Source organism: Oceanobacillus sp. FSL K6-0118 (assembly GCF_038006665.1).
Lineage (GTDB): Bacteria > Bacillota > Bacilli > Bacillales > Amphibacillaceae > Oceanobacillus > Oceanobacillus caeni.
In genome coordinates, this window is the sequence record NZ_JBBOVR010000001.1 from 1145148 (window position 1) to 1170589 (window position 25442).

Consider the following 25442-nt stretch of genomic DNA (forward strand, 5'->3'; position numbering starts at 1 on the left):
TTAGTTTCCCCATTTTTCTAAAAATAGGGGGCATTGTAATGACAAATGTAACAACAAATTTTAAGGAAGTATTAAAAGAAAATATTGAGGCCAACAAGGAACGTTACCTCACAACAAGTCATAAAATTCATGCGAATCCTGAAATTGGCAATGAGGAATTTTTTGCTTCTGGTTTACTTACACAAATTCTTGAAGATGAAGGATTTATAGTTGAAAAAGCTGTTGCCGGCCACGAGACTGCTTTTGTTGCCAGATATAAATCAGAAAAACCGGGACCTTCCATTGCATTTTTAGCAGAATACGATGCGCTACCAGGCCTTGGTCATGGATGTGGACATAATATTATTGGAACAATGAGTGTTGCTGCAGCGGTTGCATTAAGTAAAGTTATTTGCGAAACGGGTGGAGAAGTCGTGGTTTTTGGAACACCTGCAGAAGAAGGCGGTCCAAATGGTAGTGCAAAAGGTAGCTTTGTTAAACATGGATTAGTAGAAGGAATCGATACAGCAATGATGATTCACCCAGCGGGAAAGACAAGTCTCACTGCTCCTTCCTTAGCTGTTGATCCACTTGATTTTGAATATATAGGAAAATCTGCCCATGCGGCATCTTCTCCACATGAAGGAATTAATGCATTAGATGCTGTGATTCAACTTTTCAATGGGATTAATGCGTTAAGACAACATGTAACTGATGACGTCCGTATTCACGGAATTATTACAGATGGTGGCGATGCTCCGAACATTGTTCCAGATTATGCAAAAGCAAGATTTTATATCCGTGCTGCCACACGTACAAGATTAAACGAAGTTACAAAAAGAGTAAAAGCAATTGCAGAAGGAGCAGCACTTGCAACAGGTGCCAAATTAAATGTGATTGCTTTCCAAAATGAAGTTGATAACTTGTTATTAAATGATTCCTATAATAAGGTTTTTAAAGAAGTTATGGAAGAATTGGGAGAAAATGTAGATGGTGATAGAGACGGAATGGGTTCAACAGATGCGGGGAATATCAGCCAAGTCGTTCCAACCATTCACCCTTATATTAAAATTGGTTCTAGCAGTCTTGTTCCACATACCGTTCCGTTTAGAGAAGCAGCTGTGTCCGATAAAGGGGATCATGCCCTTATCACAGGCGCAAAGGCGCTCAGCATAACGGCGTTACGACTGATTATGGAGCCAGACACATTAGCTGCTATTAAAAAGGATTTCAAGCAAAGAAAACATGCAGAACAAGGGTGAGAAGACTGCACTGAGAAGTTCCCATTAGAAAATAGCAAATACTTGGATATAGGGATAAAAAACGAGCTGCTGAAATTAACGTATGATAAAAAGTGAATAATGGATTTTAAATGGGGGAGTTGACTAGATAGGTTAACTCCTCTTTTTGTTTAGGAACTTCTTTTAATCCATAGAAGGCAAAGAAAGCTGTTAAAGTCAGAAGCATTTATTGATAGTGATCCTATCTCTCTAGTGACAAATTCTGTATAATCAACCTAAGAGGTGAAATGATGAACGAGAAAGAATTAAAAGAAGCATTTAAAAATCTTCAAGTAGGATTAGAAAAAATGAAAGTGGATCAATTGAAGAACCAAGAACGGAGATACTGGGGAAAAACAATAACTATTCCTTTCACTTTACATGAAGGACTAGCCGGCTATACAAAATATGAATTAGACGATATAAGAAGGTATTTAGACTTAAAGGGCGTGAGTAGTCTAAAGAAGGCTGAACTAATAGCAGTGTTAGAAGAAGAAATACCCGAATCACTTGGGAAATTTTGTCTTCAATTGGATGAGGAACGGTTTAATCTATTAATCAATTTAGCAAAAAATGGTGGCTATATGCATGTTGCAGATTACGAATTTCATAAAATTAACTATTTCCGAGCTAGTGGTTTGGTGTATTCTGGCACGTATAATGGTGAAAAAGCTTTAGTAATACCGAATGAATTAATGGAACCTATATTATCGTTGGCCAATCATTTGAACATAAGATCTGTCATAAAAAGGAATACGGAGTGGATTAAGCTTACAACTGGTTTTTTATATTATTACGGAACATTAGGTCTAATTCAAATAGAAGAACTGCTTAAGACATATACGAAAGAACCTTTTGTTTTACACGAATATATTATGGTCATGCATGAGGCGATATCCTATCATAAAGATGTTTATGTCGATGCGCATGGTTACTCCCATCGTGATGTAGATGATTCCGAAACGGTAAAAAAAGAACACAGGATGAGGAAAAGTCTTTCTTTTTACCCTTTTAAGAAGAATCAAATCCTAAAGGCTAGTGAAGCTAATTTTGTTGATAGGAATGAAAGCTATATCGAACTAGTCAATTTTATAAGGAAAAATTATGAACTTAGTAGAGAAGAAGCGGATATTCTAGTAGAAGACTGTGTTACCTCTATTAGAAATGGGGATAGCTTGAATGAGGTTTTGGAACTCTTAGGTAGTGAGCTGGAATTTGATAGCATGGAAACGGTTCAAGCTTTTGCTGATCTAGTTGTTTCTCTAGTGAATAATACAAGAGAATGGTTTCTTAAAGGCTATACACCAACAGAGCTGTCAGATCGAAAAAAAAGTGCATTACAACCATTACCGGAGACTAAATTACGTGAAGGGAAAAAAGTTGTGAAGGTAGGCAGAAATGAACCGTGTCCATGTGGTAGTGGGAAAAAGTATAAGAAGTGTTGTGGAAGATAGTTTAAAAAATGGAGTGATCCAAAATGGAAATTCGTGATTTGTTTGAGTTAGAAAATTACGAAATACGTCATTCCAATATTTTAGCATGGTTGTTAAACTTAAAAGAAAATCATCATCTTGTCTGGACGGTAAATATGGTGACGGTTTTCTAGTTTGTTTTAACAAGAATGATGCGGAGAAGGTGTTAGATTCATTAAAGAGGTTTGGTTGGAGATAGTTGATTATTTTCAGATAGAGTTATAGATTTCCGCTATATACTAACCCCTCTAATCATTATATCGCCCTGTTAAAAATTTAACTGCCTTACGATTCTAGGTGGATTGGAAATTAGGAATTAAGGAACTATGCATTAGAATAGAAGGAACATAATCCCTCACATGCAGATATAGCGTGATGAGGGATATTTGATTTGAGAGGAAGCCATAAATAAAATGACTATGTGTAAAATAGTTCTCGGGGATTTGAAACAAAATTCTAGAAAAAAAAGAAAAGGCGCTCTATCATAAATGTATGCTTAGCCGGCAAATACATTAGAAAGAGGCCTTTTCATGAATACAATTATATCAAAAATTAGCGAATTATTAAAGGATACAAATGACTTAATTGAGTTTGAAGAACAAATTCAAATTAGTATATATGATCTACTTACTACACTAATGGGGAGCGTATTTACACAACTTAATCAAACGATTAAAAGAAGAATGCAAAGTAAAGGTTGGACGGTTGAACGAGAAGATGAAAAAACGATTCAGTTTATTTTTGGGGCGGTTCGCTTTACTCATACCTTGATGCGCGATGTGAATGGAAAGGCGCATTATCCTTTTGATGAATGGATTGGATTTAGAAAATATCAACGACATAGTCCTTTAGTTGAAGTAAAAGTGGCAGAGTTGGCTAGTGAGAGTACGTACCGAGAAACGGCACGCATATTAGGTGAATGGACCGCAGTAACTCTTAGTCATACAACTGTGGGAAGTATTGTGAAACGTGTTGGGAAGGCACAAGCGCGAGCTGATGAAGAAATGTTAGCGGAATTAGAGGAAGCTGCTTATTTACCAAAGGGAGATGAGTTGGATTTTTTATTTGCCGAGGCAGATGGTGTATTTGTGCGTGGAACAAAGAAAAAGACAAGTCATGAAGTCCATCATGCGATCATTCATGAAGGTTGGAGTAAAAATGGGAAGCGTATTTCCCTAAAGAATCCACAGGTCATCATGACAACCAAACCAACGAATGATTTTTGGAAAGAAGTCCAGGCGTATACAGCTAATCATTATTCCTTAGAAAACACTCAAGTTGTCACCAATAGTGATGGTGGTCCCGGTTATACGGCAGAACGTTTTCAAGAGGCTTTCTCACAGTCTAGTTATCCTGTTTTAAATCAATTGGATTCCTTTCACATTTCTAAAGCACTGAATCGAACTTTTGGAGTTAAAAAGAGCGAGTTTAAAGAAGGTGTACAAAAGGCAATCAAAGAACACGAACTGGATGATTTCATACGTTGGATGGATACATTGGAGAGCACTTTAGAAACGGATAAGCAGTTAGAAAAGGCCGAGGATTTTCGTAGATATATTGGCGGTAATTGGGATCGAATTTTTGATTGGAGAGAAAAAGTTGAGAATCCACCAAAAGAGGCAAGGGGCATGGGTGCAATGGAATCCAACCAACGACATATTTCATTCCGAATGAAAAAGCGTGGAATGCATTGGAGTTTAGAAGGTAGTGAGGCAATGGTGAAGATCAAACAAGGGATTCTAAATAAAACATTACGATCCGTCTATTTGAGAGACCAAAGGCGAAGTGTAAGAAAACAACGAGACGTGAAAAAAGTGGTTCGTATGACTGAATTTCTACGCCAGGAAACCCAGCCGTCAATTGGAGCAAAACAAGGTAAAATAAGCCTAAATACAGCTCATTCATCAGCTATTGGACAGTTAATAAAAAGTTTTAGATAACACCCTGATTTTTAGGTAAGGTTCTTGGTTTTTAGAACGTTACCTAAAAATTGGGGACAGCAAGCGACAAGGGTCGCGCGGTAGCCGAAAAAGTGTACAAAAATAGAGTGCCGGAAATATTGGTGTGAAAGACACACCGAGAAAAACTTGACACATACATAAAATGAGATTAATTGTTATTTATTAGAATATTTTAGTATAATATACCTAGTTCACACATCATTGTATTATTCCTCATTACATCCCCTAGGAGGCCTCTACTCATGACTCAAATTACATTAATACGTGAAGAAAATACAAAATACACCCATCACGATCAATTGGCAAAAGAATTGATCTACAACTTTTTTGAGGAATTTCTTGAAGCATTCTTTCCAGAAGTCCATGAAAGTGTGGATTTTTCAGAAATCCGTCCATTATCAGAGGAAGTTTACACGGATATTCTTCAAGGAAGAAATAGAAAGCTGGATATTGTGATTGAAACAAAATTAAAGGGAGAAGAAACGATTCTTATTATCCATGTTGAACCCCAAAGTTACGTTGAAAATGATTTTCATGAGCGTATGTATCACTATTTCAGTCTGTTGTATAATAAGTATCAGAAGCCAATATTACCAATTGCTGTTTTTAGCTATAATGAAAAAAGAAATGAACAGGATGAATTTTCTATAAGCTTTCCTTTTTTTCATGTATTGACATTTAATTTTTTAACACTGGAATTAAGGAAAAAGAATTGGCGCGAATATATTGAATCAGATAACCCTGTTGCAGCAGCATTGTTAAGTAAAATGGGTTATACGGAAAGAGAAAAGATAGAAGTTAAATTGGAATTTTTAAAAATGTTAGTCCGAATGAAACTTAATCCAGCAAAACAAAGGTTTATTACTGGATTCTTTGATGTATATTTAACCCTAAATGATCAAGAGGAGGAGCAATTAATGGAAGAAATTAAAGAATTGGATAATGCAGAGGAAATTTTTGAACTATCAAATTCCTGGGAAAGAAAAGGTATGGAGAAGGGGATAGAAAAAGGTATTGAAAAAGGTATTGAAAAAGGTATTGAAAAAGGTATTGAAAAAGGAAAAATGGAAGAGCGTCAGAACATTGCTAAAGAATTATTAAAACAAGGATCACCGGTTGAATTTGTAGCAAAGGTTACGCATTTATCTAAGGAAGAAGTAGAAGAATTAAAGGGAAAATTGTAACTTTAAGTATGATAGTCTTTCGGGGTTCCGGAAAAGTGAAATAAGGTACTGGTCGAACAACAAAAGGAAATTAGGTGTCTAATCATAAAAATCCAGATTCTTTATTCTTTGATGTATATTTAACCCTGAATAACCAAGAGAAGGAGCAATTAATGGAAGAAATTAAAGAATTGGATAATGCAGAGGAGATTTTTGAACTGTCAAATTCCTGGGAAAGAAAAGGTATGGAAAAGGGTATTGAAAAAGGAAAAATGGAAGAGCGTCAGAACATTGCTAAAGAATTATTAAAACAAGGATCACCGGTTGAATTTGTAGCAAAGGTTACTCATCTATCTAAGGAACAAGTAGAAGAATTGAAGGAATTGTAACTTTAGGTATGGTAGCTTGGAGCAATCCTTGAAAAATTTATTCTGTTTGAATATGTTTGTAATGGTGTTTTAATAAGTGGTTTTTCTGTACTAAATGATTGCTTTCCCCTTTCAGCTGTTTTATTTCCTGGAATACTTTCTAAAGTTTGGTCTCCGTACTATCCATCCTGTATGCCCCCCTTTTCTCAATAAGGCGGTAAAACTATATCGTTTCCCAGCGCTTTTTACAAATGTTATAATTCCACTTTAGTGAATGTTTCAATTAAGATTAAGGTGATATGCATATGGGGAAATTAAAAAGAAAAAAGACAAATATTCCACGTCATAAACGCATGAATCGTAATAGCCGTTTGCAGTCTGCTAGGCATTGGGTTCCAAAATACGAAGGAAAAAATCTAGTTTATGGGTATAGTAAACATTATGCCGTTGATAAGCTATGTGCAGTAAAAGAATTGGAATTATTAGGATTTCGTACTAGCGAACATTATAAAAGAGAGTTGAAGAGAGCGGCTGTTCAAAAACAACAGGAAGCAGAAAAGCGTAAAGCTAGGAAGAGAAAACAGGAATTTATGGAAGAAGACCTTTGGGAAGATAGCGATGAAACTTTTGCATTTATTGCAGGATATACGGATGGCGGTGCTCCTTTTGGGATAACATGGGAAGAACGAGAACAGTCGAAAGTGACAGAACCTGAAAAAAACTTCATACCAATATATTCTGATAATTGGGATCTACCATTTTAAAAGAAATAGAAAAGAAAGGATCCTATTTAAAATGAAAAAAACAAAAGAAGAACGGAAACGTGATCGTCGAATATTAGATTTATATCATCGACATTTGACTGAAAAAGAACTTGAACCTCTATTTGAGAAATTTAAACAATGGAAATCCGGAGAATTAACGTATTTTGAGTTAACAGAGTTGATTCACGAGTTCCATAAAAAGAATCAGGAAATATATAAGACTTTCAATTATGGCGACGATGAATATCTGATTTTTATTGCAAAAAGGGAATTAAATATGTTCAATGAAAAAGATTTAGAGAATGAAGTATATCAGCGATGGATGTATTAACTTCAGTTTTAGAGTGGATACAAACGTATCCGTTCTTTATCTCTCCTTGATACATAATCCTAACAATATGTATCTACCTAAGAAAAAACTATCAATATAAATAATGAAAAATAGAAAAATATTTTTCCAAGTTGCTGGGTTTTGAATCCATCAGTGCGTCACGACTATCGTGTAAGAATAACGAAATCGCTCCTTCTATCTTGTCTACCATATTTCTGGATCTTGTCTATCAGATTCAGAGGTTTCATCCTAAACTTTAGTTGACCTTTGCCTTTTTGGCAAAAATTTCTGGAATAGACTTTGCAGGATTTTTAAACTATATTTATACAATGCTAGTAAGTAAAAAATAGCAAAAATAGGGGGACAGATTATGTTCATACATAATATTGACAAGAATGTTTCACTAAAATTAATTGAATTAAATGATGCTGAAAGTATTTTTGAACTAACTGACAAATCGAGAAATTATTTAAAAGAATGGTTGCCTTGGCTTGACTTCACCAAGAATGTGGAAGATACAAAAGAATTTATCCGAGGATGTTTAAAAGGTTATGCCGAAAATAAAAGTTTAAATACCGTTATTTTATTCAATGGAGAAATTGTGGGTGTAGCGGGCTTCAACAGTGTAAATTGGTCCAACAAGACGGCATATATTGGCTACTGGCTTGGAGAAGAATTTCAAGGAAAAGGGATTGTGACGAAAGTTGCTAAAGCATTGACCGACTATGCTTTTAATCACCTCAACTTAAATAAAGTGGAAATACGAGCTGCCGTGGAGAATAAAAAGAGCAGGAGCGTTCCAGAAAGATTGGGTTTTGTAAATGAAGCAACTATTAGACAAGTAGAGTGGCTATATGACCATTATGTTGACCATACGGTATATGGGATTTTAGCAAGTGAATGGAATGAACTATCAGTCAGTAATATGTAGCGTTATTTATAATACTCTACTTTTTAAAAATCCATACTTAAATAGAAAAAGAGTTTCGTCGCTATCGCGTAGCAATGAAGCTTTTTTTTATTACCATAAATCACTTTATGTCGCTAAATAAGTAAATTAGACTTCAGATACAAAATGGTAATTTAAGGGAATAGTACGATAATAGATTTACCCTTTAATTTATAAAAAGTATTGATAAATCAACGTTTTTGTAAAACATATTTGGTAGAATATAAAATTTATGAATGAATGGTCAATCATTTTTTAAAAAAGTGGTGGAATATTTGGGAAATGATAGTATAATATAAATACAGATTAATTTAATAACACTAAATTATCTGTAAAATAAAAAACGGTTACATAAGGGGGATAAATCTATGAAATGGAAGAAGTGGTCTTTTCTTATCGTAGTTATGTTAGCCATAGGCATGGTTCTAGCAGCTTGTGGTGGAAATGTTAGTAAGGAAGAATCGGCCAAGGAAGAAGATTCGGCTAAGGAAGAAGATTCCAAGGATGAAGGTAGTACGGCATTGGCTGCCGACCAAACATTGAATATAAATATTAAAACCGAACCGCCTTCGTTACATCCAGGTAAGGCAACAGATACAACGTCAAATGCTGTTCTTACACAAATATTTGAAGGTTTAATGCGGTTGAATCAGGATGATGAACCTGAAGAAGCGATGGCAGAATCCTATGAGGTTTCCGAAGACAAGTTAACATACACATTTAAAATTCGTGAAGATGCGAAATGGTCAAACGGTGATCCTGTAACAGCCAAGGACTTTGAATATGCATGGAAATGGGTATTGGATCCAAATAACGCAGATACTGATTATGCATATCAGCTTTATGTTATTAAAGGTGCTGAAGATGCCAAAGAAAATGGCGGTTCCTTAGATGATGTAGGTGTTAAAGCTGAGGATGATAAAACATTAGTTGTCGAACTTGAACATCCAACACCATATTTCCTAGATTTAACTGCTTTTTACACGTATTATCCAGTAAACCATAAAGTTGTCGATGGTAAAGACGATTGGGCTCTGGACGTCTCGGAGGATTATGTAACAAATGGCCCGTTCCTGCTTGATTCTTGGGCACATAAAGACCAAATTGTACTTAAGAAAAATCCGGAATATTGGGATGCCGACACAGTTAAATTGGAAACAATTAACATGTATATGATTGACGATGAAAATACAGCATTACAAATGTATAACAATGATGAATTGGATTGGACTGGATCACCAACAGATGTAATTCCTTTATCTGCAATTCCGGCATTAAAAGATGAGGGAACATTAAATATTACTCCATTAGCTAGTGTATACTACTATGCTTTTAACACGGAAGAAGAACCATTTGATAATGTGAATATACGTAAGGCATTTTCACTTGCTCTGAATCGTCAAGGGATTGTAGAAAACATTACAAAAGGTGAACAACAACCGGCAACGGCACTAGTACCTCCATCAATATTTGAAGAAAATAATGAAGGCTATTTCAAGGATAACGATGTTGAACAAGCGAAAGAGTATCTTGAAAAAGGTCTGGAAGAGTTAGGTTTAGAAGAATTACCTAAAATTAAAATTTCCTATAATACAAGTGAAGCACATGGTGCAATCGCTCAAGCTGTTCAAGATATGTGGCGTGAAAACCTTGGTGTAGAAGTTGAACTAAATAATGAAGAGTGGAACGTATTCCTTGATACGATGGGTGAAGGTAACTTCCAAGTAGGCCGAATGGGTTGGAATGCCGACTTCAATGATGCCATCAATTTCTTAGAAATCTTTGAATCTGTTGGTGGTAATAACTACACGAACTGGGAAAATGAAGATTATGCCAAATTGATTAAAGAGTCGAGAGCTGAAACAGATGAAGCTGCACGTAGAGACATTCTTCGTCAAGCTGAACAAATCTTTATGGATGAAATGCCAATTGCCCCAATTTATTTCTATACGAACGTTTGGGTAAATAAAGATAATGTCAAAGATATTACTGTTTCTCCAATTGGAACGATGCAATTTAAATGGGGATATATTTCTGAATAAGAGTGACTGAATTAGAGATACAAGGTATATAGATTTTTCTGTATACCTTGTATTAACCATTAACCCTATTGGTAATGTTCAAATAAAGCAAACGGTTAACCCCTTTCAAAAATCTTCACATACTAAAGCTATTTATCTAGCATCCCTCTATTACTATATCTTTCTTTATCTATGGATCTTTAGATATAGTTAGCCAATTTGCAGGGATGTTCTTATATCATCCCTTGCTATACAAAAAGTTAACAAGGGAATATGGAGGTGTAAGCTCTTGGCCAAATATTTACTAAAGCGAATAGGCTATATCATCGTATCACTATTTTTTATTATTACCATAACATTTTTTCTTATGCAGGCAGCGCCAGGGGGGCCTTTTGCATCAGAAAGGAAGTTACCACCAGAAATTGAAGCACAAATGAATGAAGCTTATGGATTGAACGATCCGATACATGTACAATATTTCGATTATCTAGTACGAGCAATTACATTAGATTTCGGTCCATCATTTAAATATGTTGGACAGGAAGTTACCGATATTATTGCTAGAAGTTTTCCATATTCCTTAATTTTAGGGGCTGAAGCTATTTTACTGGCACTATCGTTTGGGGTGTTATTAGGTGTTATTGCTGCGCTTAAACATAATAAATTTGGGGACTATGCTGCAATGGTTATCGCTGTACTTGGTATATCCGTTCCAAGTTTTATTATGGCAACAATCTTACAATATATCTTTGCGATTAAACTACAAGCATTACCTGTAGCTAGATTTGAATCTTTTGCCCATACGATTCTACCAGCAGTAGCGCTTGCTACAACACCATTAGCATTTATTGCTCGGTTAATGCGTTCAAGCATGCTAGAAGTCTTAAATGCTGATTACATTAAAACAGCTAGATCAAAGGGATTGAGCAGTCGAGTTGTTACATATAAACACGGTCTTCGCAATGCGATCTTGCCTGTTGTTTCATACCTTGGCCCATTGGTTGTGTCTATTTTAACAGGAAGTTTTATTATTGAAAAAATCTTTGGTATTCCGGGATTAGGAAACGAATTTGTTGTTAGTGTTACAAACCGGGATTATACCGTTATTATGGGAACGACAGTCTTCTTTAGTGTCTTACTATTAGTATCGATTCTTATTGTTGACTTAATATATGGGTTAGTTGACCCACGAATTAAAGTTACGGATAAGGGGGCCGAAAAATAATGTCACAAGTACAATTAAACCAATCTGACTTTGAGCCCCTACAAGTTGATCATTCCGACGCTGAAAAAATAGCTGGTGAGAGTACATCTTATTGGAAAGATGGTTGGCGTCGCTTTCGTAAAAATAAATTAGCTATCTTTGGTGTTTTTATTATCATTATACTTGGAATTTTGTCGTTTATTGGTGGGCCGATCTCGGGTCAGAACTATTATCAAAATGACTTAATGAATGCGAACCAATCTCCTTCTGCTGAACATTGGTTCGGAACGGATAATCTTGGTCGTGATGTTTTTGCTAGAACATGGTATGGAGCAAAGATCTCGTTATTTATTGGACTGATGGCTGCCTTTATCGACCTTGTAATTGGAGTGATTTGGGGAGCGATTGCCGGCTTTTTTGGTGGTAAGGTTGACGAATATATGATGCGGATTGCTGATATTTTATATGGTGTTCCGTATTTGCTAGTCGTTATCTTATTGATGGTTATTTTACCCCAAGGGCTTTGGACATTAATTATCGCGATGACCATTACCGGTTGGATCAATATGGCTCGGATTGTACGCGGACAAGTTATGCAGTTGCGGTCAGAAGAATATGTTATGGCATCAAGATCACTTGGGGCAAGTAACACAAGATTAATGTTTAAACATCTTGTACCTAATACATTAGGGCCAATATTAGTTACATTAACATTGACGATTCCAAATGCCATCTTTACAGAAGCATTTTTAAGTTATCTTGGACTTGGTGTTCCAGCACCACTTGCCAGTTGGGGTACGATGTCGTCTGATGCGTTACCAGCATTGCAATACTATCCATTCCAGTTGTTCTTCCCAGCGTTTTTTATTTGTTTAACAATGTTGGCATTTAATGTAATTGGTGATGGCATGCGGGATGCACTGGATCCAAAAGTAAGGAAATAATGGGAGGATAAACTTATGTCAAAAATTTTGGAAGTAAACGATCTTTCTGTTTCGTTTGATACGTACGGCGGTGACGTAAAAGCTGTCCGTGGTGTAACATTCGAATTAAATGAAAAAGAGACGTTAGCAATAGTCGGTGAGTCAGGATCTGGAAAAAGTGTAACAGCCCAATCCCTCATGCGACTCATTCCAATGCCTCCCGGAAAGTTCGTTAATGGGTCAATTATTTTTAAAGGCCAAGACCTAACTGAAAAGTCGGAGAAGCAGATGGAAGCCATTCGTGGAAAAGAGATTAGTATGATTTTTCAAGATCCAATGACATCTCTTAATCCAACGATGACAATTGGTAAACAAATCTCAGAAAGTTTAATTAAACACCAAAATATGTCGAAAAAGGATGCCCATGAACGTGGAATTGAATTATTAAAATTAGTTGGGATTCCAACCCCTGAAAAAAGAATTAATCAATATCCACATGAGTATTCTGGCGGTATGCGGCAACGGGCAATGATAGCGATTGCACTTGCTTGTAATCCGAAGATTCTTATAGCGGATGAACCGACGACAGCACTTGATGTAACCATTCAAGCGCAAATTATGGATTTAATGAAAGAATTACAGGAAAAGACTGGAACGGCGATTCTTCTTATTACTCATGATCTTGGTGTAGTAGCAAATGCTGCCCATCGAGTCGCAGTTATGTATGGTGGGAAAATTGTCGAAACCGGGGATGTTGATGAAATTTTCTACAATCCGCAACACCCGTATACTTGGGGACTACTAGGTTCAATGCCAAAGCTTGATAACCGGGATGAAGAATTGCAAGCTATCCCAGGTTCACCACCGGATTTGGCTGATCCGCCAAAGGGATGTCCATTCGTAACTCGTTGTCCATTTGCGATGAAGGTTTGTGAAAATCGTATGCCGGAATATACGGACGTATCGAATACACAGAAGGCTGCTTGTTGGTTACTTGATGAACGGGCACCAAAGGTAGAAATACCGGAGTCTGCCAGAGTAGGAGGTACGAAGGTTCATGGATAACACGAGAGAAAAACTATTAGAAATTAAAAATTTACAAAAGCATTTTAATATTGATCGCAACAATGTATTGCGTGCTGTCGACGGGATTTCTTTTGATATTTATAAGGGTGAGACATTTGGTTTAGTTGGTGAATCAGGTTGTGGAAAATCAACAGCTGGACGGACAATACTAAGATTGTATGAAGCAACAGCCGGCGAAGTCAATTTTCATGGCGAAAATGTACATGCTAAAAAGTCAAAAAAGGAATTAAAGAAATTTAATCGTAGTATGCAGATGATTTTCCAAGATCCTTATGCTTCATTAAATCCAAGAATGACGGTTAAAGATATTATTGCCGAAGGTCTTGATATACATGGCCTCGTAAAGAGTAAAGCAGAACGTACGAAACGGGTTAATGAACTGTTAGAAACAGTCGGATTAAATAGTGATCATGGGAACCGTTATCCCCATGAATTTAGTGGTGGACAACGACAACGGATTGGAATTGCTAGAGCATTAGCAGTCAATCCTGATTTTATTGTCGCCGATGAACCAATCTCGGCACTGGATGTATCGATCCAGGCGCAAGTCGTTAATTTATTAATACGTCTACAAAAGGAACGTGGTTTAACATATTTATTTATCGCCCATGACCTTTCAATGGTAAAACATATTAGTGATCGTGTAGGAGTTATGTATTTAGGAAGTATGGCGGAAATAGCCTCGTCCGAAATGTTATATGAAGAGCCGCTCCACCCATATACACAAGCATTATTAAGCGCGATACCTTTACCAGATCCAGAGGTCGAACGCTCACGCGAAAGAATTATTCTTGAAGGAGATGTACCAAGTCCGATCAATCCACCAAGTGGGTGTCGTTTTCGGACAAGATGCCCATTTGCGATGGAAGTGTGTGGCAAAGTAACTCCAGAATCTATAGAACATAAACCAGAGCATTGGGTTGCCTGTCATTTATATGATGACAGATACAATGAAGAATATAAAGCGAAACAATAATTATTCGCTTTTCCATTGTGAAAAGCTATCCGAAAGAAGTTTGGAAAGTACCTTAGAACCTTGTGAATTTGGTCATGATAGGTTTAAGAATGGAAGTTGCATTGATATTGACGGTGGAATGGAATGAAGATATAAGGATAGGTTCATCGTCCCAATAAAGTTTTGGGACAGTGAACTTTTCTGATTAAAAGAGAAGGACAAGTAAGCACTTGCCCTTCTCTATTTTACTATTAATGCTCATGTGTTAAAGTGGCTTCAGATGTAGGTCCACTAGCCCTGTCAACAACAAATCCAACAATAGCCGCAACAACGGCTGGTACAAACCAACCTAGTCCATTTTCAAAGAATGGTACAAAGCCTATTAATTTAGTAAACATCTCCATTTTAAGTCCAAGAGATGAAAGAATTTCGTAGACGGAGTAAATCGTCGTAAGCAATACAGAAAGTCTAAACATTGTTTTGCTCTCTGGTAAGAAACGTTGTGCAATCGAAAGGATGATTAATACAATAGCTATTGGATAGATAAATACTAATAATGGCACAGCAAAGCTTAAGATAGCATCTAAACCGAAAGTAGCAACAGAAAAACCTAATAGGGTAAACACGGTAGCGTATGATTTGTACCCTAATTTCGGATAAATTTCATGGAAGAAACTTGCACATGCACTGATCAAACCAACGCAAGTAGTCAGACAGGCAAGAATGACTATGACCCCGAATAATAAGCTTCCCGTTGACGCGAATAGTAAATGAGACGCTAGCGTTAATATTTGTGCTCCATTTTCGAAGGTTTCTGTTTTGGGAATAACCACACCGATCCATCCAAGTGATACATACACAATGGCTAAGCCTGCTGCAGCAACAACTCCTGCGCTAATTGTTCCCTTGATTAATTGTTTATTCGTAGTTGCACCTTTCCCCTTCAATGCATTGATGACGACAATCCCAAATGCTAATGCTGCGATTGCATCCATCGTGAAATACCCTTCTAAAAATCCAGCTGTAAATGGCGAAGCAGTATATTTTTCCGTTGCCTGAAGCGGCGGATTGTTTAGAATCATAAAAGCCCGAACAAAAAGAATTGCTAGTGTAATTAGTAGGATAGGGGTTAAGATTTGACCAACCCGATCCACGATTTTACTTGGGTTTAACGTAATGTAATACGTAATGCCAAAAAATACGATAGAAAATACAAGTAACGCGACTTGACCATTTGCATGAAGAACTTGTTGGAATCCGAGTTCATACGCAACGTTTGCTGCACGTGGAATACCAAATAGAGCACCAATGGATAAATACACTAGAATTGCGAAAATAATTCCAAATACTTTATGGACACGGCTACCCATTGCAACAATTCCACCATCTGTGAGTGCAACTGCAAGGACTGCGAAAAATGGAAGTAGAACACCTGTAATAAGGAATCCGATGATGGCTGGAGTAAATTGACTTCCCGATTCTAGTCCAACAATGGGTGGGAAGATTAAATTACCAGCTCCGAAGAATAAAGAAAATAACATAAATCCAATGAATACAACATGTTTTTTACTCATTTTGTAACCTCTTTAAATTGAATTTAATTATTACAAATAAAAAAACTCGTCCCATAGAAAGGGACGAGTTTATACTCGCGATACCACCCAAATTCCGTATGTATGAAAAATAAACATACGACACTTTAGCTACGTACTATCATACGCGCTCCAATTAACGGCGGAATTCCGTCAAAGCTTACTTATGTTCGGCTTTGCATCTCAGAGATGATTTTCAGATACGATCTGTACATCGACTTTCACCAACTGTCGACTCTCTAGGGAACAGGTTTCCTATCTTACTCTTTCTCGTCACGGATTTTATTCGAATAATTATAAATTATTTATAACAAAATTCTAGGATAGTGTCAATGACTTTTTCGGAATATTTATTTTTGTGCATAAAAATTAGAGGGTTTCACTTTGGGATGATGGACCTGTCCCCTTGTCTCCCGTAACCTATGATATTGGTTTGTTTTTGAGATTATTAGGTTTATTAAATTTACGAATTTGATAAAGATGCATCTTATAGTAAAAAGGAGGGAAACCATTTTTATGGCCAATCTATTTGAAGGGTATACCATTACGAGTCCCTATGGTTGGAGACGGTTAGGAGGTAAGTCTGACTTTCATCCAGGTATTGATCTAGTTAAGGCGCATAAAGCTCCTATTTACGCATTTACTGGTGGTACAGTTTTATATGCGGGAATGGGGAAAGCTGGTACTGGATTAAATAATTATGGAAATGTTGTTGTTTTGAAAGATGATAATGGAAGAGCGCAATTATATGCTCACCTTGATCGTGTCGCAGTCAAGATCGGGGATACGATTAAAAAAGATGAGCTTATTGGATACCAAGGAAATACGGGGGATGTGACGGGTTCGCATTTGCATTATGAGGTACGAGAGAAAGCATCCCCATTATACGGGTGGAGCTCTGATCTAGTTAATAGCACCCTTGAACCAACAGCATATCTTCGTGACTTTACTCCACAACCGGCTCCGGTAACAAGTACTAACTATATCGTAAAAGCTGGAGATACACTTTCTGAGATTGCCAAAAAATATAATACAACAGTAAATATCATTAAAGCAGCAAACAATATATCTAATGAAAACTTTATTCGAATCGGTCAAGTATTAAAAATTCCCAATGCCAGTAATCCAGTATATTACACGGTTAAATCTGGAGATAATTTAACCAAAATTGCTAACACCTATAACACAACAATCGAAAAATTAGTAAGTATGAACGATATTAAGAATATAAACTCATTGCAAGTAGGACAAAAACTGCGCGTTAAATAGTTTTCAAGTGGAATGAGGGGACAGGTACATTAGCCCAAATTGCTTTTTAGGTGGTCTCGGGACGATGGACCTGTTCCCGTGGCCCAATGTATAAAAGTGTAAATTTGTGCCAACTTAATGTAGAAGAAAAAGAAGCAGATGTTAAAACTTCAGATAAAGAGCGAGGATTAAAATGAAACAGACCAAATCATTTGAAAAACCTGTTATTTTACTTAATATAGATTCCCTTATGCCACAGGCTCTGGAGGTTGCAGCCCAAACAGGTCGTGCGCCTGCTTTGCAGTATTTAATGGAGAACGGTACTTACTTTTCTGATATGGTCACGTCCTTTCCCGCTATGTCAGTAACCATTGATAGTTCGCTATTGACTGGCACATATGCAGATCAGCATCGGATTCCTGGTTTACATTGGTTTGACACAAGAAATAAAGAATTCATTAACTACGGGACAGGTTTTAGGGAGACATTTCGTATTGGGATGCGACGTTCGATTCATAATATGCTATATCGTCTGAACCACGAGCATTTGAGTAATGATGTCACCACTATTTATGAAGATCTGTGTATACCGCGGAAATAAAGCACAACGGTTAAAGACACCTAAGTTCTTAAGTTCCTTCACTCAGTTTGAAAATGGTGAGTGGGTGGCAAATGTCCCGTCCATCTTTTCCTTGGGGGCTTTTTCAAAAATAAGGCCAAGAGGTTTACCAACGGAAATAGCTGCAGGTAATTACAAGTACGTCGCCAAGGAGCTGCGTTATTTGATTCGTAGAAAAAAGCTTCCAGGTTTTACTTTCTGTATTTTTCAGGATATGGATTTGAGGATTCATTTTAAGGGACCAATGGATCTGAAGCTTATATTAAAAATCGACCGGGAAATTCAGAAAATATTTAATATGTATACAAGTTGGGATGAAGCTATTAGCAAAAATATCTGGATGGTCATTGGTGATAATGGACATAGTGCAACAGGAACCAACCATCGAAAATATGTGATTGATTTACGTAAAACATTTAAGAAATTCCAAATTGCTCGTATCCAGCAAAAAGTGACCAAAAAAGACCAGATCGCCCTATGTGTCAATCAACGTATGACTCTCATTTATCTTCTTGATCAAAAACTTTCGTATAATGAGTTGATTGAGTAGCTTAGAAAAGACGATAGAATTGATGTAATCGCATGGAAGAATGGTCGGGACATCCATGTTGTATCAGGAGTAAAGGACGGGATATTAACTTTCCGCCGTAATGGAGCCTTTACAGATGTGTATAACCAGTTCTGGAGTGTAGAGGGGGAGATATCCTCGATTTACGGCTGACGAACAATCAATTTCTATCTTACGGGGATTATCCAGATGCCTTAGCAAGAATTTACGGCTCGTTAAATTCTCATGAAGGTCGGTACATTATTGCTAATGCAAAACCAGGATATGAATTTAAAGCACAAAGCACCCCTAATCATATAAGCGGTGCAGCTCATGGTTCCCTGCATAGACAGGAATCTAATGTTCCCTTAATCATTGCAGGAACTTCGGATAAACCAGAATATTCCCGTATAGTAGATCTAAAAGAATATATTTTATCTCTTCTTCAGAGGGATTAATGAAAGAGTAGGATTTGTACAGCACAACTATAAATGGTTTGTGCTGTTTTTTGAGGGATTGGCACAAATTAATTTATATAGGATAGTGGACCTATATATCACAAAAAGGGTTGATGCTTTTAATGTCGAAGTATAGTAATAAGGAGTTCACTAAACTGGTTCATGTGAAAATGATAGAAAGATTTTTAACGTAAATAGAGGTGAGAAAAGTGAAGGGAAAGCTTTCTCCATTTTTAATATTATTTGCAGCAATGCTTTGGGGAACAACGGGTACAACTCAGGCCCTTGCCCCGGAGACAGCACACCCAATTGCTATTGGGGCTACACGCTTATTTGTTGGAGGGTTATTTTTATTATTAGTGGTTTTAGCAATCGGAAAACTCGACTTGAAAAATTGGCCAATCAAGACAACGATATTAGCTTCTTTAAGTATGGCGTTGTATCAACCGTTATTTTTCTCGGCGGTTTCGATGACGGGTGTGGCCATTGGGACGGTGGTAGCCATTGGGAGTGCGCCTATTTTATCTGGTCTCATAGAATGGCTTTATTTAAAGGTGAGTCCATCTAAAATTTGGTGGTATTCTACGTTCCTTTCCATTTTAGGTTGCCTCATGCTCTTTAGCAATAAAGAATCAGTAAATGTAGAACCTACAGGAATAATTATGGCTCTTGGGGCAGGATTATCTTTCGCTTGTTACACCCTTATAAGTAGAAATATGGTTAAAAATTACTCCTCATTATCCGTAGTAGCGGTTGTTTTCACGCTGAGTGCAATCTGGCTATCCCCGTTTTTATTTATGTTTGATATGTCTTGGATAACGAGCCTTCAAGGTTTGGGTGTAAGTCTTCAACTTGGAATTATAGCAACTGGGATTGCATATTTCCTTTTTGCCAAAGGTCTGACACATGTTTCTTCATCAACTGCAGTCACACTTGCATTAGCAGAACCTTTAACAGCAGCACTATTAGGAGTTTTCTTATTAGGAGAACACTTAAACAGTACTTCTTGGTTAGGGATTTTCATTTTAATGCTAGGAATTGGAATTTTAATCAGGTCGCCCAAGAATTCTGGTAGCCAAAAGAAACTTGGAATGAATGACAATAAGAGTAAGAAAAATGGTTAGCGGTTTATCCGCCCTCAAGTTTCTGGCAAAATGAAGGAGGTAGGTGAGAGGCCAACTGCTCGTAATGGTCCGATAAGTGCGACTAACTGTCAGTTGGGGATGAAGGAAAACCTCCGCTGATGGAAGTCTTCTTTATATGAATGGAATGAACAAAAACATTATCTGTTTAGGAATATAAAAAAGTTGAAAAAGGAGAGAACCCATGTATACTAGGCTTCCGAAAGAAATCAAAGATCAAATAAAAGAAGAATTGAAAGAATACTTTTATTACGAACGATCCGAGGAAATTGGAGATTTAGCAGCGGAAAACATGTTGGATTTTATTTTGAAAGAAATTGGTCCTTATTTTTATAACCAAGGCGTAAAGGATGCAAAAGAAATGGTGAATCAGAAGATGGTGAATTTGGAGGAAGATATGGAATCCTTAGAAAGACCAATTTCTCGCAATAGGTAGACGACGGGTTTAATTTCAATCGACTGTCAGTTTCAGACCATATAATTGAAAAAAAGCTTATCGGACTAACAAAAAGGAGGAAAAGATGATAAGGAAACCTAAGTTATTTGTCATCATTATCTTGTTTTGCATTAGCTTAATATTAAATATTTATTTAGGGATTACAAGTTATCTTAAAAGCACCTATACCCCGGATTCGGACGATCTAGAATTCCTGGCAGAAATGACAAAAATGGTGCTTGAAAGTGAGCAATATGAAGAAATTGCCTCAAAGGAGCCTGTTTATGCAATTAAACAAGGAGTAAGTCGCTTCAACGTGGATGATCCATCTTCTGTTTTTCACTATGAGATTTATGTTCAAACGGATCAGCAAAGCTATATATTTACATGTAAGAATGAAGCTTGTTCAGATGTTGAGAATGGAGGTTGGACGTACTCAAGATATAGCGATGAAGAGCCTATATTACCTTTAAACGAAAACAAATGATTTGTAATCTCATTATCTTTTAAAAAGAGAAAATACATACATTAGTAATTATATGAAACAAAAGGAGTAACATCATAGTATTTTTGCTGATTTCTAGCTAGAGGGTTGAAAACACCGCACATGTTCTTCTTTGACTGAGACACACCTCTACCAAGCTGTTACGCATAAGATGTACGGTATGATTAATGGAAGGAGGGTCCCCTGTGTATTATTACGGTCACCCATACATGGTTTATCCATATTATCTGCCGCAGAGTATAGGTACGGTTCCTGTGAATTACGCCCCCATGTATCGAAATAATCTAATACAAAGTACGGTAAGACAGCAAAATCAATACCCGCCTGTTAATACCGAGCAGTTAGATAAATCCGTTCACAAGTTCCAGGATCTAATGAAACAGGCTAATTTATTACTTGCTAAATTAGCAGAAGATCCAGTATTTGCAAAGGAACTTATGAGTGCAGCACAACAATCGAAATCGGAGAAAGTTAATAAAATGATTGAATCCACAGGAATTACCATTGATGTTAAAACGTCTTTTACCCCAACAGGCATAAGGATTATACTGAATAACTCTGAAATAGCTGGGCAATGTTGTAATCTGCTCATTGCACTACGTTGGTAGTATTGTAGGATTTTAAGAGTGACTTAGTGTAAATGACCCTGGTTCCACACCAGAGTCATTTACTAGTTGCACTGGATATCGGTATCCGCACGCGATAAATCAGTACTCACCATATTCTTAATATCATGAGGTATGTGTCTTTTTTTAATTTTTAGGATAAGCATTCACGTTCATCGGCCTTATTTGGAACAACTTATAACACGTTCTTCATTTTTATCGTCTAAAGTCTGTAGAGAACTGACACTTGAGAGCGTAGAATAAATGTAAAGAAACGAGGAACATTTCTATTCCATAAATGAACCTTTTCATCGACCCAATTGTAAACGGATTCTTAAATTAATGGTGCTATTTTCGAAAGATTCGACTATAATGGTGTAAGGGGAGGGTGCTAAAATGAAATGGCAAGAGGCGCGGGAAATATTCCCAGATCAATTTCTTTTAGTTTCAATTCTGGACTACCACTTTGAAGATGATAAAGCAATCATTGATGAAGTAGTACCGATTCGTCCAATTAATTTTGAAGACGCAAACAAAGAGCTTTCTAATGCTAAAGACGGTACAACCGTGTACCATACAGTGAATAAGAATTTCGTATTACATAGGTGGAAGCCTGTAAGAAAACTTAGACGAATAAAATGAATCCGTTTGCAACATTGTGGAACTTTGTCTATATTAAAAAAAGAGGGTTCTTGAATAAAAAAGAGTAAGGCAAAATTATTTTGCTGATGTATATAGCTTGGATTTCATTTCTACATTATAGAAGAAGCCCATATAATTAACAACAATGGAGGGGCTTATTTTGGCGCGGGAATATAGAAAAAAGGTGGGGTATTATGAAAAGAATTATTTTGTTTGATGGCGAATGTAATTTTTGTGATTATAGTGTTCAATTCATCATCAAAAGAGATCCAAAAGGACACTTCCAGTTTGCTTCGTTACAAAGTGAAATTGGAATAGAATTATTGAAAAAATACAACGCCCCACTAGACATAGATAGTTTTGTTTTAATAGAAGATGATCATTGTTATTTTAAATCTTCTGCAGCCCTCCGAGTATGCAAACACTTGAAGGGAGCATGGAAACTATTATACCTCTTACTAGTTGTTCCAAGTGCCTTAAGAGATTGCTTTTATGAAATAGTCGCTAAAAATAGATATAGATGGTTTGGAAAGAAGGAAAGTTGTATGTTACCTTCACCAGAAGAGAGAAAACGTTTTTTGGCAGACGAGAAAGTATAAATATTTGTGGCATGACAAAGGGAGGTTTTGTAAGGTGGGTTTTTATGCACCATAGGTTAACAATAAATGAATACTGATATTCAGGTCGTGATTGCTTAAATCCCGGGATTGCACCCCATAATACGTTAAACGCCTCCACTAATCCGTTATTTAAGGGCCAGATTGTAGAAAACACTATAAATAAAAAATTGGCTATCTATGTTAGATTTTAAAAAAGATTGTGAAAAAATGCACTTGAAGAGGGTGCAGGTTGAAAAACCTTAGTATATTCCTCTTGTAAGGTAAGATTTGACGAACAGATGATTCGTTTGTTACAATTTCCCCATTAAACAGGAAAAGGATGAGGACGATGGTTCGTCGTTTGAAAAGGTTAAAGAATGTTGCTACGGTATTAAGCTTAAAGAATAAACGAGGGAAAACCTTCTTATACAAGAAGATCCCTCGTTTATTTTAATTATTTATCCCATAATGGAGCATGCTTTATTTATTTTAAAAATGAATTCGTTGTTTAGGATAGAATTATATAAAATTGGGCTAACGTCTAGTCAAATTTATTTATTACGAATAGCTTAATATCGTTAGGTATAGGTATTTGATTATATTCTTTGTTTTGCGATTTTACTGGAAATATAAGGAGGAAATCAAATGTATAATGAAGAGCAAGTTCCACAAATACAAGAAGTTGACGAGAGAATAATTGGTAGGCCATTTGGCCATGGTTTCGGTAGACCATTTGGTTATGGCTTCGGCAGACCATTCGGTTATGGCTTCGGAGGCCCCTTTGTTGGAGGAGTTTTAGGTGGCCTATTAGGTAGTGCCTTAATCAGCCCTTATGCATATGGCTATGGTTATCCATATCCGTATTATGGAGGCTATGGTTATCCATATTATTATTAATTAAGAGAAAAATCAAAGGCTAGTGTTATTTACCATTAGTAGCATTGTTTTTTAAGCAAACTTAAGAAAAAGATCAGTATTCATGAGCAAATTCCGTATAATCTCCCTCACTTAAAATAAAGTAAACCCCCTACTCGATAAAAGTAGGGGATTTTAATCCTATAGATAATCTCTTCTCAAATCTTCCTGAGAGCGTGGGGAGATGTATGCTGGTGCTACATCATAAACGGTTTTTGCTCCGTATTGTTTTTCTTGACTTAGGCGGTGTGCTGCTCTTGCATACGCTACTAATACACTAGCGGTGAATTCTGGGTTACTGTCCAGTTTAAGGGAGAATTCATAAATTTGTTTGTTGTCTCCTGTGTTACCACCGCGAATGACAAATCCACCATGAGGAGCTTTTGAGTGATCACGTTGTAATTCTTCATCTGTTATAAAATTGACTTCTGTTTCGTAATCAGCAAAATAGTTTGGCATTGTTTTAATTTCATTTTCAATAGCTGCTGTGTCTGCACCCTCTTCTGCTACAATATAGCAAACACGACGGTGTTTTTCAGCCGTTTCTAGTTTTGGATTTTCGCCACTACGTACTTTTTCGATTGCCTTTTCAGATGGAATCGTGTATTGTACGCCATTTTTTACTCCATTTACTCTTCTTACTGCGTCAGAGTGTCCTTGGCTTAACCCTTTACCCCAGAATGTATAATTTTCACCATTTGGGATAATTGCATCAGCCATCACGCGGTTAATGGAAAATAAACCTGGGTCCCAACCTACTGAGATAATTGCAGTTGTATTGTTTTTGCTAGCTGCTTCATCCACGGATTGATAAAATTCGGGGATTTTAGCATGTGTATCAAAACTGTCTACTGTATTGAACATGCTTGCAAAGTGTGGAGTTTGTTCAGGTAAGTCTGTTGCAGATCCTCCGCAAAGGAGCATAACATCTATTTCATCTTTAAAATTAATTGCATCTGATATATGTACAGCTTTAACACTAGGTTCATTTAGTGTTAGAGATTCAGGTTCTCTTCTTGTAAAAACTGCTACTAATTCCATATCAGGAGTTTCTTTAATCGCTTTTACTGCACCTTTTCCTAGATTTCCGTAACCAACGATTCCTAGTCTAATTTTGTCAGCCATTCTTAGTCCTCCTTTAGTTATTACTTATCTACTTATATTACTTTAAATAATTTTCCATGATAAATCAAATGTGAATACTGATTTTGCAGCTTACCCATGTCTGTTGCATTTAGTAAAAGTCGCTTAAGGACAAATTCAATGTCAGGTAAGTTGAATGTTAAGCTAATAATCGCCATTCTTGTCCAGGCTACATGTTCTTCCCATAGACTACGCATGTCATTTCTATAATCTACCTCGGCCTGACTGATGCAATGTTCAGGTTGCCTCGTAATATTTTCAGAAATAGGTATGGAAATTTGCTGACCAATATAAAGATGATTGGGATTAACAAATGGATTTAGCGCAAGGATATGGTTAACAGTTGTGTTGTATCTTTGGGCTAAGATCCAGTAATCATCTCCTGGTTGGATAGAGTGGGTGTATAATCTTTCCAATTTTTTCGCTCCCTTTAGTAATTTGACTAAACTTCCGTAATACAATATTCATATAAGAATAAACAGGTGAATTTTTTGAAGAGTATAAAATTAACATATTCCCTTGAAAGATTCATTAC

The 25442-nt window shown here is 36.6% G+C and carries 27 protein-coding genes and 1 other annotated feature; of the genes, 24 read left to right on the forward strand and 3 right to left on the reverse strand.

All coding sequences use genetic code 11. From position 1 onward, the window contains the following. Positions 1 to 38 precede the first annotated feature (38 nt). The 14 genes from MHI02_RS06010 (at position 39) to MHI02_RS06075 (ending at position 14477) form a co-directional block, all read left to right on the forward strand. Complete coding sequence (locus tag MHI02_RS06010) at positions 39 to 1241, forward strand: amidohydrolase (protein ID WP_204798192.1); 1203 nt, start codon at positions 39 to 41, stop codon at positions 1239 to 1241. Between the two features lie 269 nt (positions 1242 to 1510). Continuing rightward, on the forward strand, positions 1511 to 2713 hold the full coding sequence (locus tag MHI02_RS06015; RefSeq protein WP_341165758.1) for an SEC-C metal-binding domain-containing protein: 1203 nt from the start codon (positions 1511 to 1513) through the stop codon (positions 2711 to 2713). Between the two features lie 23 nt (positions 2714 to 2736). Next, positions 2737 to 2865 (forward strand): PD-(D/E)XK nuclease family protein, encoded by a 129-nt coding sequence (locus MHI02_RS06020; RefSeq protein ID WP_204798194.1) that lies wholly within the window; start codon positions 2737 to 2739, stop codon positions 2863 to 2865. A gap of 396 nt (positions 2866 to 3261) precedes the next feature. Beyond that, positions 3262 to 4671: an ISLre2 family transposase gene (locus tag MHI02_RS06025; protein ID WP_047184960.1), complete on the forward strand. Its 1410-nt coding sequence runs from the start codon at positions 3262 to 3264 to the stop codon at positions 4669 to 4671. 263 nt (positions 4672 to 4934) lie between these two features. Then, positions 4935 to 5876 carry a transposase gene (locus MHI02_RS06030; protein ID WP_341165759.1) on the forward strand — a complete coding sequence of 314 codons (942 nt, stop codon included), beginning with the start codon at positions 4935 to 4937 and terminating at the stop codon, positions 5874 to 5876. A 74-nt stretch (positions 5877 to 5950) separates the two neighbouring features. Next, positions 5951 to 6244, forward strand: coding sequence for a hypothetical protein (locus tag MHI02_RS06035; protein ID WP_052771648.1), 294 nt, complete (start codon positions 5951 to 5953; stop codon positions 6242 to 6244). Positions 6245 to 6528: 284 nt separating this feature from the next. Beyond that, the gene (locus MHI02_RS06040; RefSeq protein ID WP_047184286.1) at positions 6529 to 6987 is read left to right on the forward strand and encodes a hypothetical protein; all 459 of its coding nucleotides are present in this window, start codon (positions 6529 to 6531) and stop codon (positions 6985 to 6987) included. A gap of 31 nt (positions 6988 to 7018) precedes the next feature. Then, positions 7019 to 7318, forward strand: coding sequence for a hypothetical protein (locus MHI02_RS06045; protein ID WP_341165760.1), 300 nt, complete (start codon positions 7019 to 7021; stop codon positions 7316 to 7318). Between the two features lie 370 nt (positions 7319 to 7688). Then, on the forward strand, positions 7689 to 8249 hold the full coding sequence (locus MHI02_RS06050; protein WP_047184284.1) for a GNAT family N-acetyltransferase: 561 nt from the start codon (positions 7689 to 7691) through the stop codon (positions 8247 to 8249). 386 nt (positions 8250 to 8635) lie between these two features. Then, on the forward strand, positions 8636 to 10309 hold the full coding sequence (locus MHI02_RS06055) for a peptide ABC transporter substrate-binding protein (RefSeq protein WP_047184283.1): 1674 nt from the start codon (positions 8636 to 8638) through the stop codon (positions 10307 to 10309). 268 nt (positions 10310 to 10577) lie between these two features. Then, on the forward strand, positions 10578 to 11513 hold the full coding sequence (locus tag MHI02_RS06060) for an ABC transporter permease (RefSeq protein WP_047184282.1): 936 nt from the start codon (positions 10578 to 10580) through the stop codon (positions 11511 to 11513). Beyond that, complete coding sequence (locus tag MHI02_RS06065; RefSeq protein ID WP_047184281.1) at positions 11513 to 12436, forward strand: ABC transporter permease; 924 nt, start codon at positions 11513 to 11515, stop codon at positions 12434 to 12436. Before MHI02_RS06060 ends, MHI02_RS06065 begins: the two co-directional genes overlap by 1 nt. 15 nt (positions 12437 to 12451) lie before the next feature. Continuing rightward, positions 12452 to 13480, forward strand: a complete 1029-nt coding sequence (locus tag MHI02_RS06070; protein ID WP_047184280.1) for an ABC transporter ATP-binding protein — start codon at positions 12452 to 12454, stop codon at positions 13478 to 13480. Further along, a complete protein-coding gene (locus MHI02_RS06075; protein WP_047184279.1) occupies positions 13473 to 14477 on the forward strand; it encodes an ABC transporter ATP-binding protein in 1005 nt (334 codons plus the stop codon). Before MHI02_RS06070 ends, MHI02_RS06075 begins: the two co-directional genes overlap by 8 nt. A 230-nt stretch (positions 14478 to 14707) precedes the next feature. Here MHI02_RS06075 and brnQ read toward each other — a convergent pair whose 3' ends face one another. Next, positions 14708 to 16030 carry a branched-chain amino acid transport system II carrier protein gene (gene brnQ / locus MHI02_RS06080; RefSeq protein ID WP_047184278.1) on the reverse strand — a complete coding sequence of 441 codons (1323 nt, stop codon included), beginning with the start codon at positions 16028 to 16030 and terminating at the stop codon, positions 14708 to 14710. 56 nt (positions 16031 to 16086) lie between these two features. Next, positions 16087 to 16334, reverse strand: a binding site (T-box leader). 230 nt (positions 16335 to 16564) lie between these two features. Here brnQ and MHI02_RS06085 point away from each other — a divergent pair. The 10 genes from MHI02_RS06085 (at position 16565) to MHI02_RS06130 (ending at position 23746) form a co-directional block, all read left to right on the forward strand. Then, entirely contained in the window at positions 16565 to 17317 is a 753-nt protein-coding gene (locus MHI02_RS06085) for a LysM peptidoglycan-binding domain-containing protein (RefSeq protein ID WP_052771618.1), read from the forward strand. Between the two features lie 172 nt (positions 17318 to 17489). Then, on the forward strand, positions 17490 to 17897 hold the full coding sequence (locus MHI02_RS06090) for an alkaline phosphatase family protein (protein WP_341165761.1): 408 nt from the start codon (positions 17490 to 17492) through the stop codon (positions 17895 to 17897). Beyond that, positions 17854 to 18465, forward strand: a complete 612-nt coding sequence (locus tag MHI02_RS06095) for a hypothetical protein (RefSeq protein WP_257456440.1) — start codon at positions 17854 to 17856, stop codon at positions 18463 to 18465. Before MHI02_RS06090 ends, MHI02_RS06095 begins: the two co-directional genes overlap by 44 nt. 664 nt (positions 18466 to 19129) lie before the next feature. Continuing rightward, on the forward strand, positions 19130 to 20044 hold the full coding sequence (locus tag MHI02_RS06100) for an EamA family transporter (protein WP_257456438.1): 915 nt from the start codon (positions 19130 to 19132) through the stop codon (positions 20042 to 20044). A 202-nt stretch (positions 20045 to 20246) separates the two neighbouring features. Then, entirely contained in the window at positions 20247 to 20498 is a 252-nt protein-coding gene (locus MHI02_RS06105) for a DUF2164 domain-containing protein (protein WP_257456436.1), read from the forward strand. Between the two features lie 85 nt (positions 20499 to 20583). Further along, entirely contained in the window at positions 20584 to 20985 is a 402-nt protein-coding gene (locus tag MHI02_RS06110) for a hypothetical protein (RefSeq protein ID WP_047183981.1), read from the forward strand. Between the two features lie 203 nt (positions 20986 to 21188). Beyond that, positions 21189 to 21611 carry a hypothetical protein gene (locus tag MHI02_RS06115; protein WP_052771619.1) on the forward strand — a complete coding sequence of 141 codons (423 nt, stop codon included), beginning with the start codon at positions 21189 to 21191 and terminating at the stop codon, positions 21609 to 21611. 393 nt (positions 21612 to 22004) lie between these two features. Beyond that, entirely contained in the window at positions 22005 to 22250 is a 246-nt protein-coding gene (locus MHI02_RS06120) for a hypothetical protein (protein WP_047183982.1), read from the forward strand. Between the two features lie 194 nt (positions 22251 to 22444). Continuing rightward, positions 22445 to 22849, forward strand: a complete 405-nt coding sequence (locus MHI02_RS06125; protein WP_047183983.1) for a thiol-disulfide oxidoreductase DCC family protein — start codon at positions 22445 to 22447, stop codon at positions 22847 to 22849. Positions 22850 to 23494: 645 nt separating this feature from the next. Then, positions 23495 to 23746, forward strand: coding sequence for a hypothetical protein (locus MHI02_RS06130; RefSeq protein ID WP_047183985.1), 252 nt, complete (start codon positions 23495 to 23497; stop codon positions 23744 to 23746). A gap of 159 nt (positions 23747 to 23905) precedes the next feature. On the opposite strand, the gene MHI02_RS06135 is transcribed toward MHI02_RS06130, so the two are convergent. After that, positions 23906 to 24889 (reverse strand): diaminopimelate dehydrogenase, encoded by a 984-nt coding sequence (locus MHI02_RS06135; protein ID WP_047183986.1) that lies wholly within the window; start codon positions 24887 to 24889, stop codon positions 23906 to 23908. Positions 24890 to 24921: 32 nt separating this feature from the next. Continuing rightward, the gene (locus tag MHI02_RS06140; protein ID WP_052771620.1) at positions 24922 to 25323 is read right to left on the reverse strand and encodes a LysM peptidoglycan-binding domain-containing protein; all 402 of its coding nucleotides are present in this window, start codon (positions 25321 to 25323) and stop codon (positions 24922 to 24924) included. Positions 25324 to 25442: the final 119 nt, after the last annotated feature.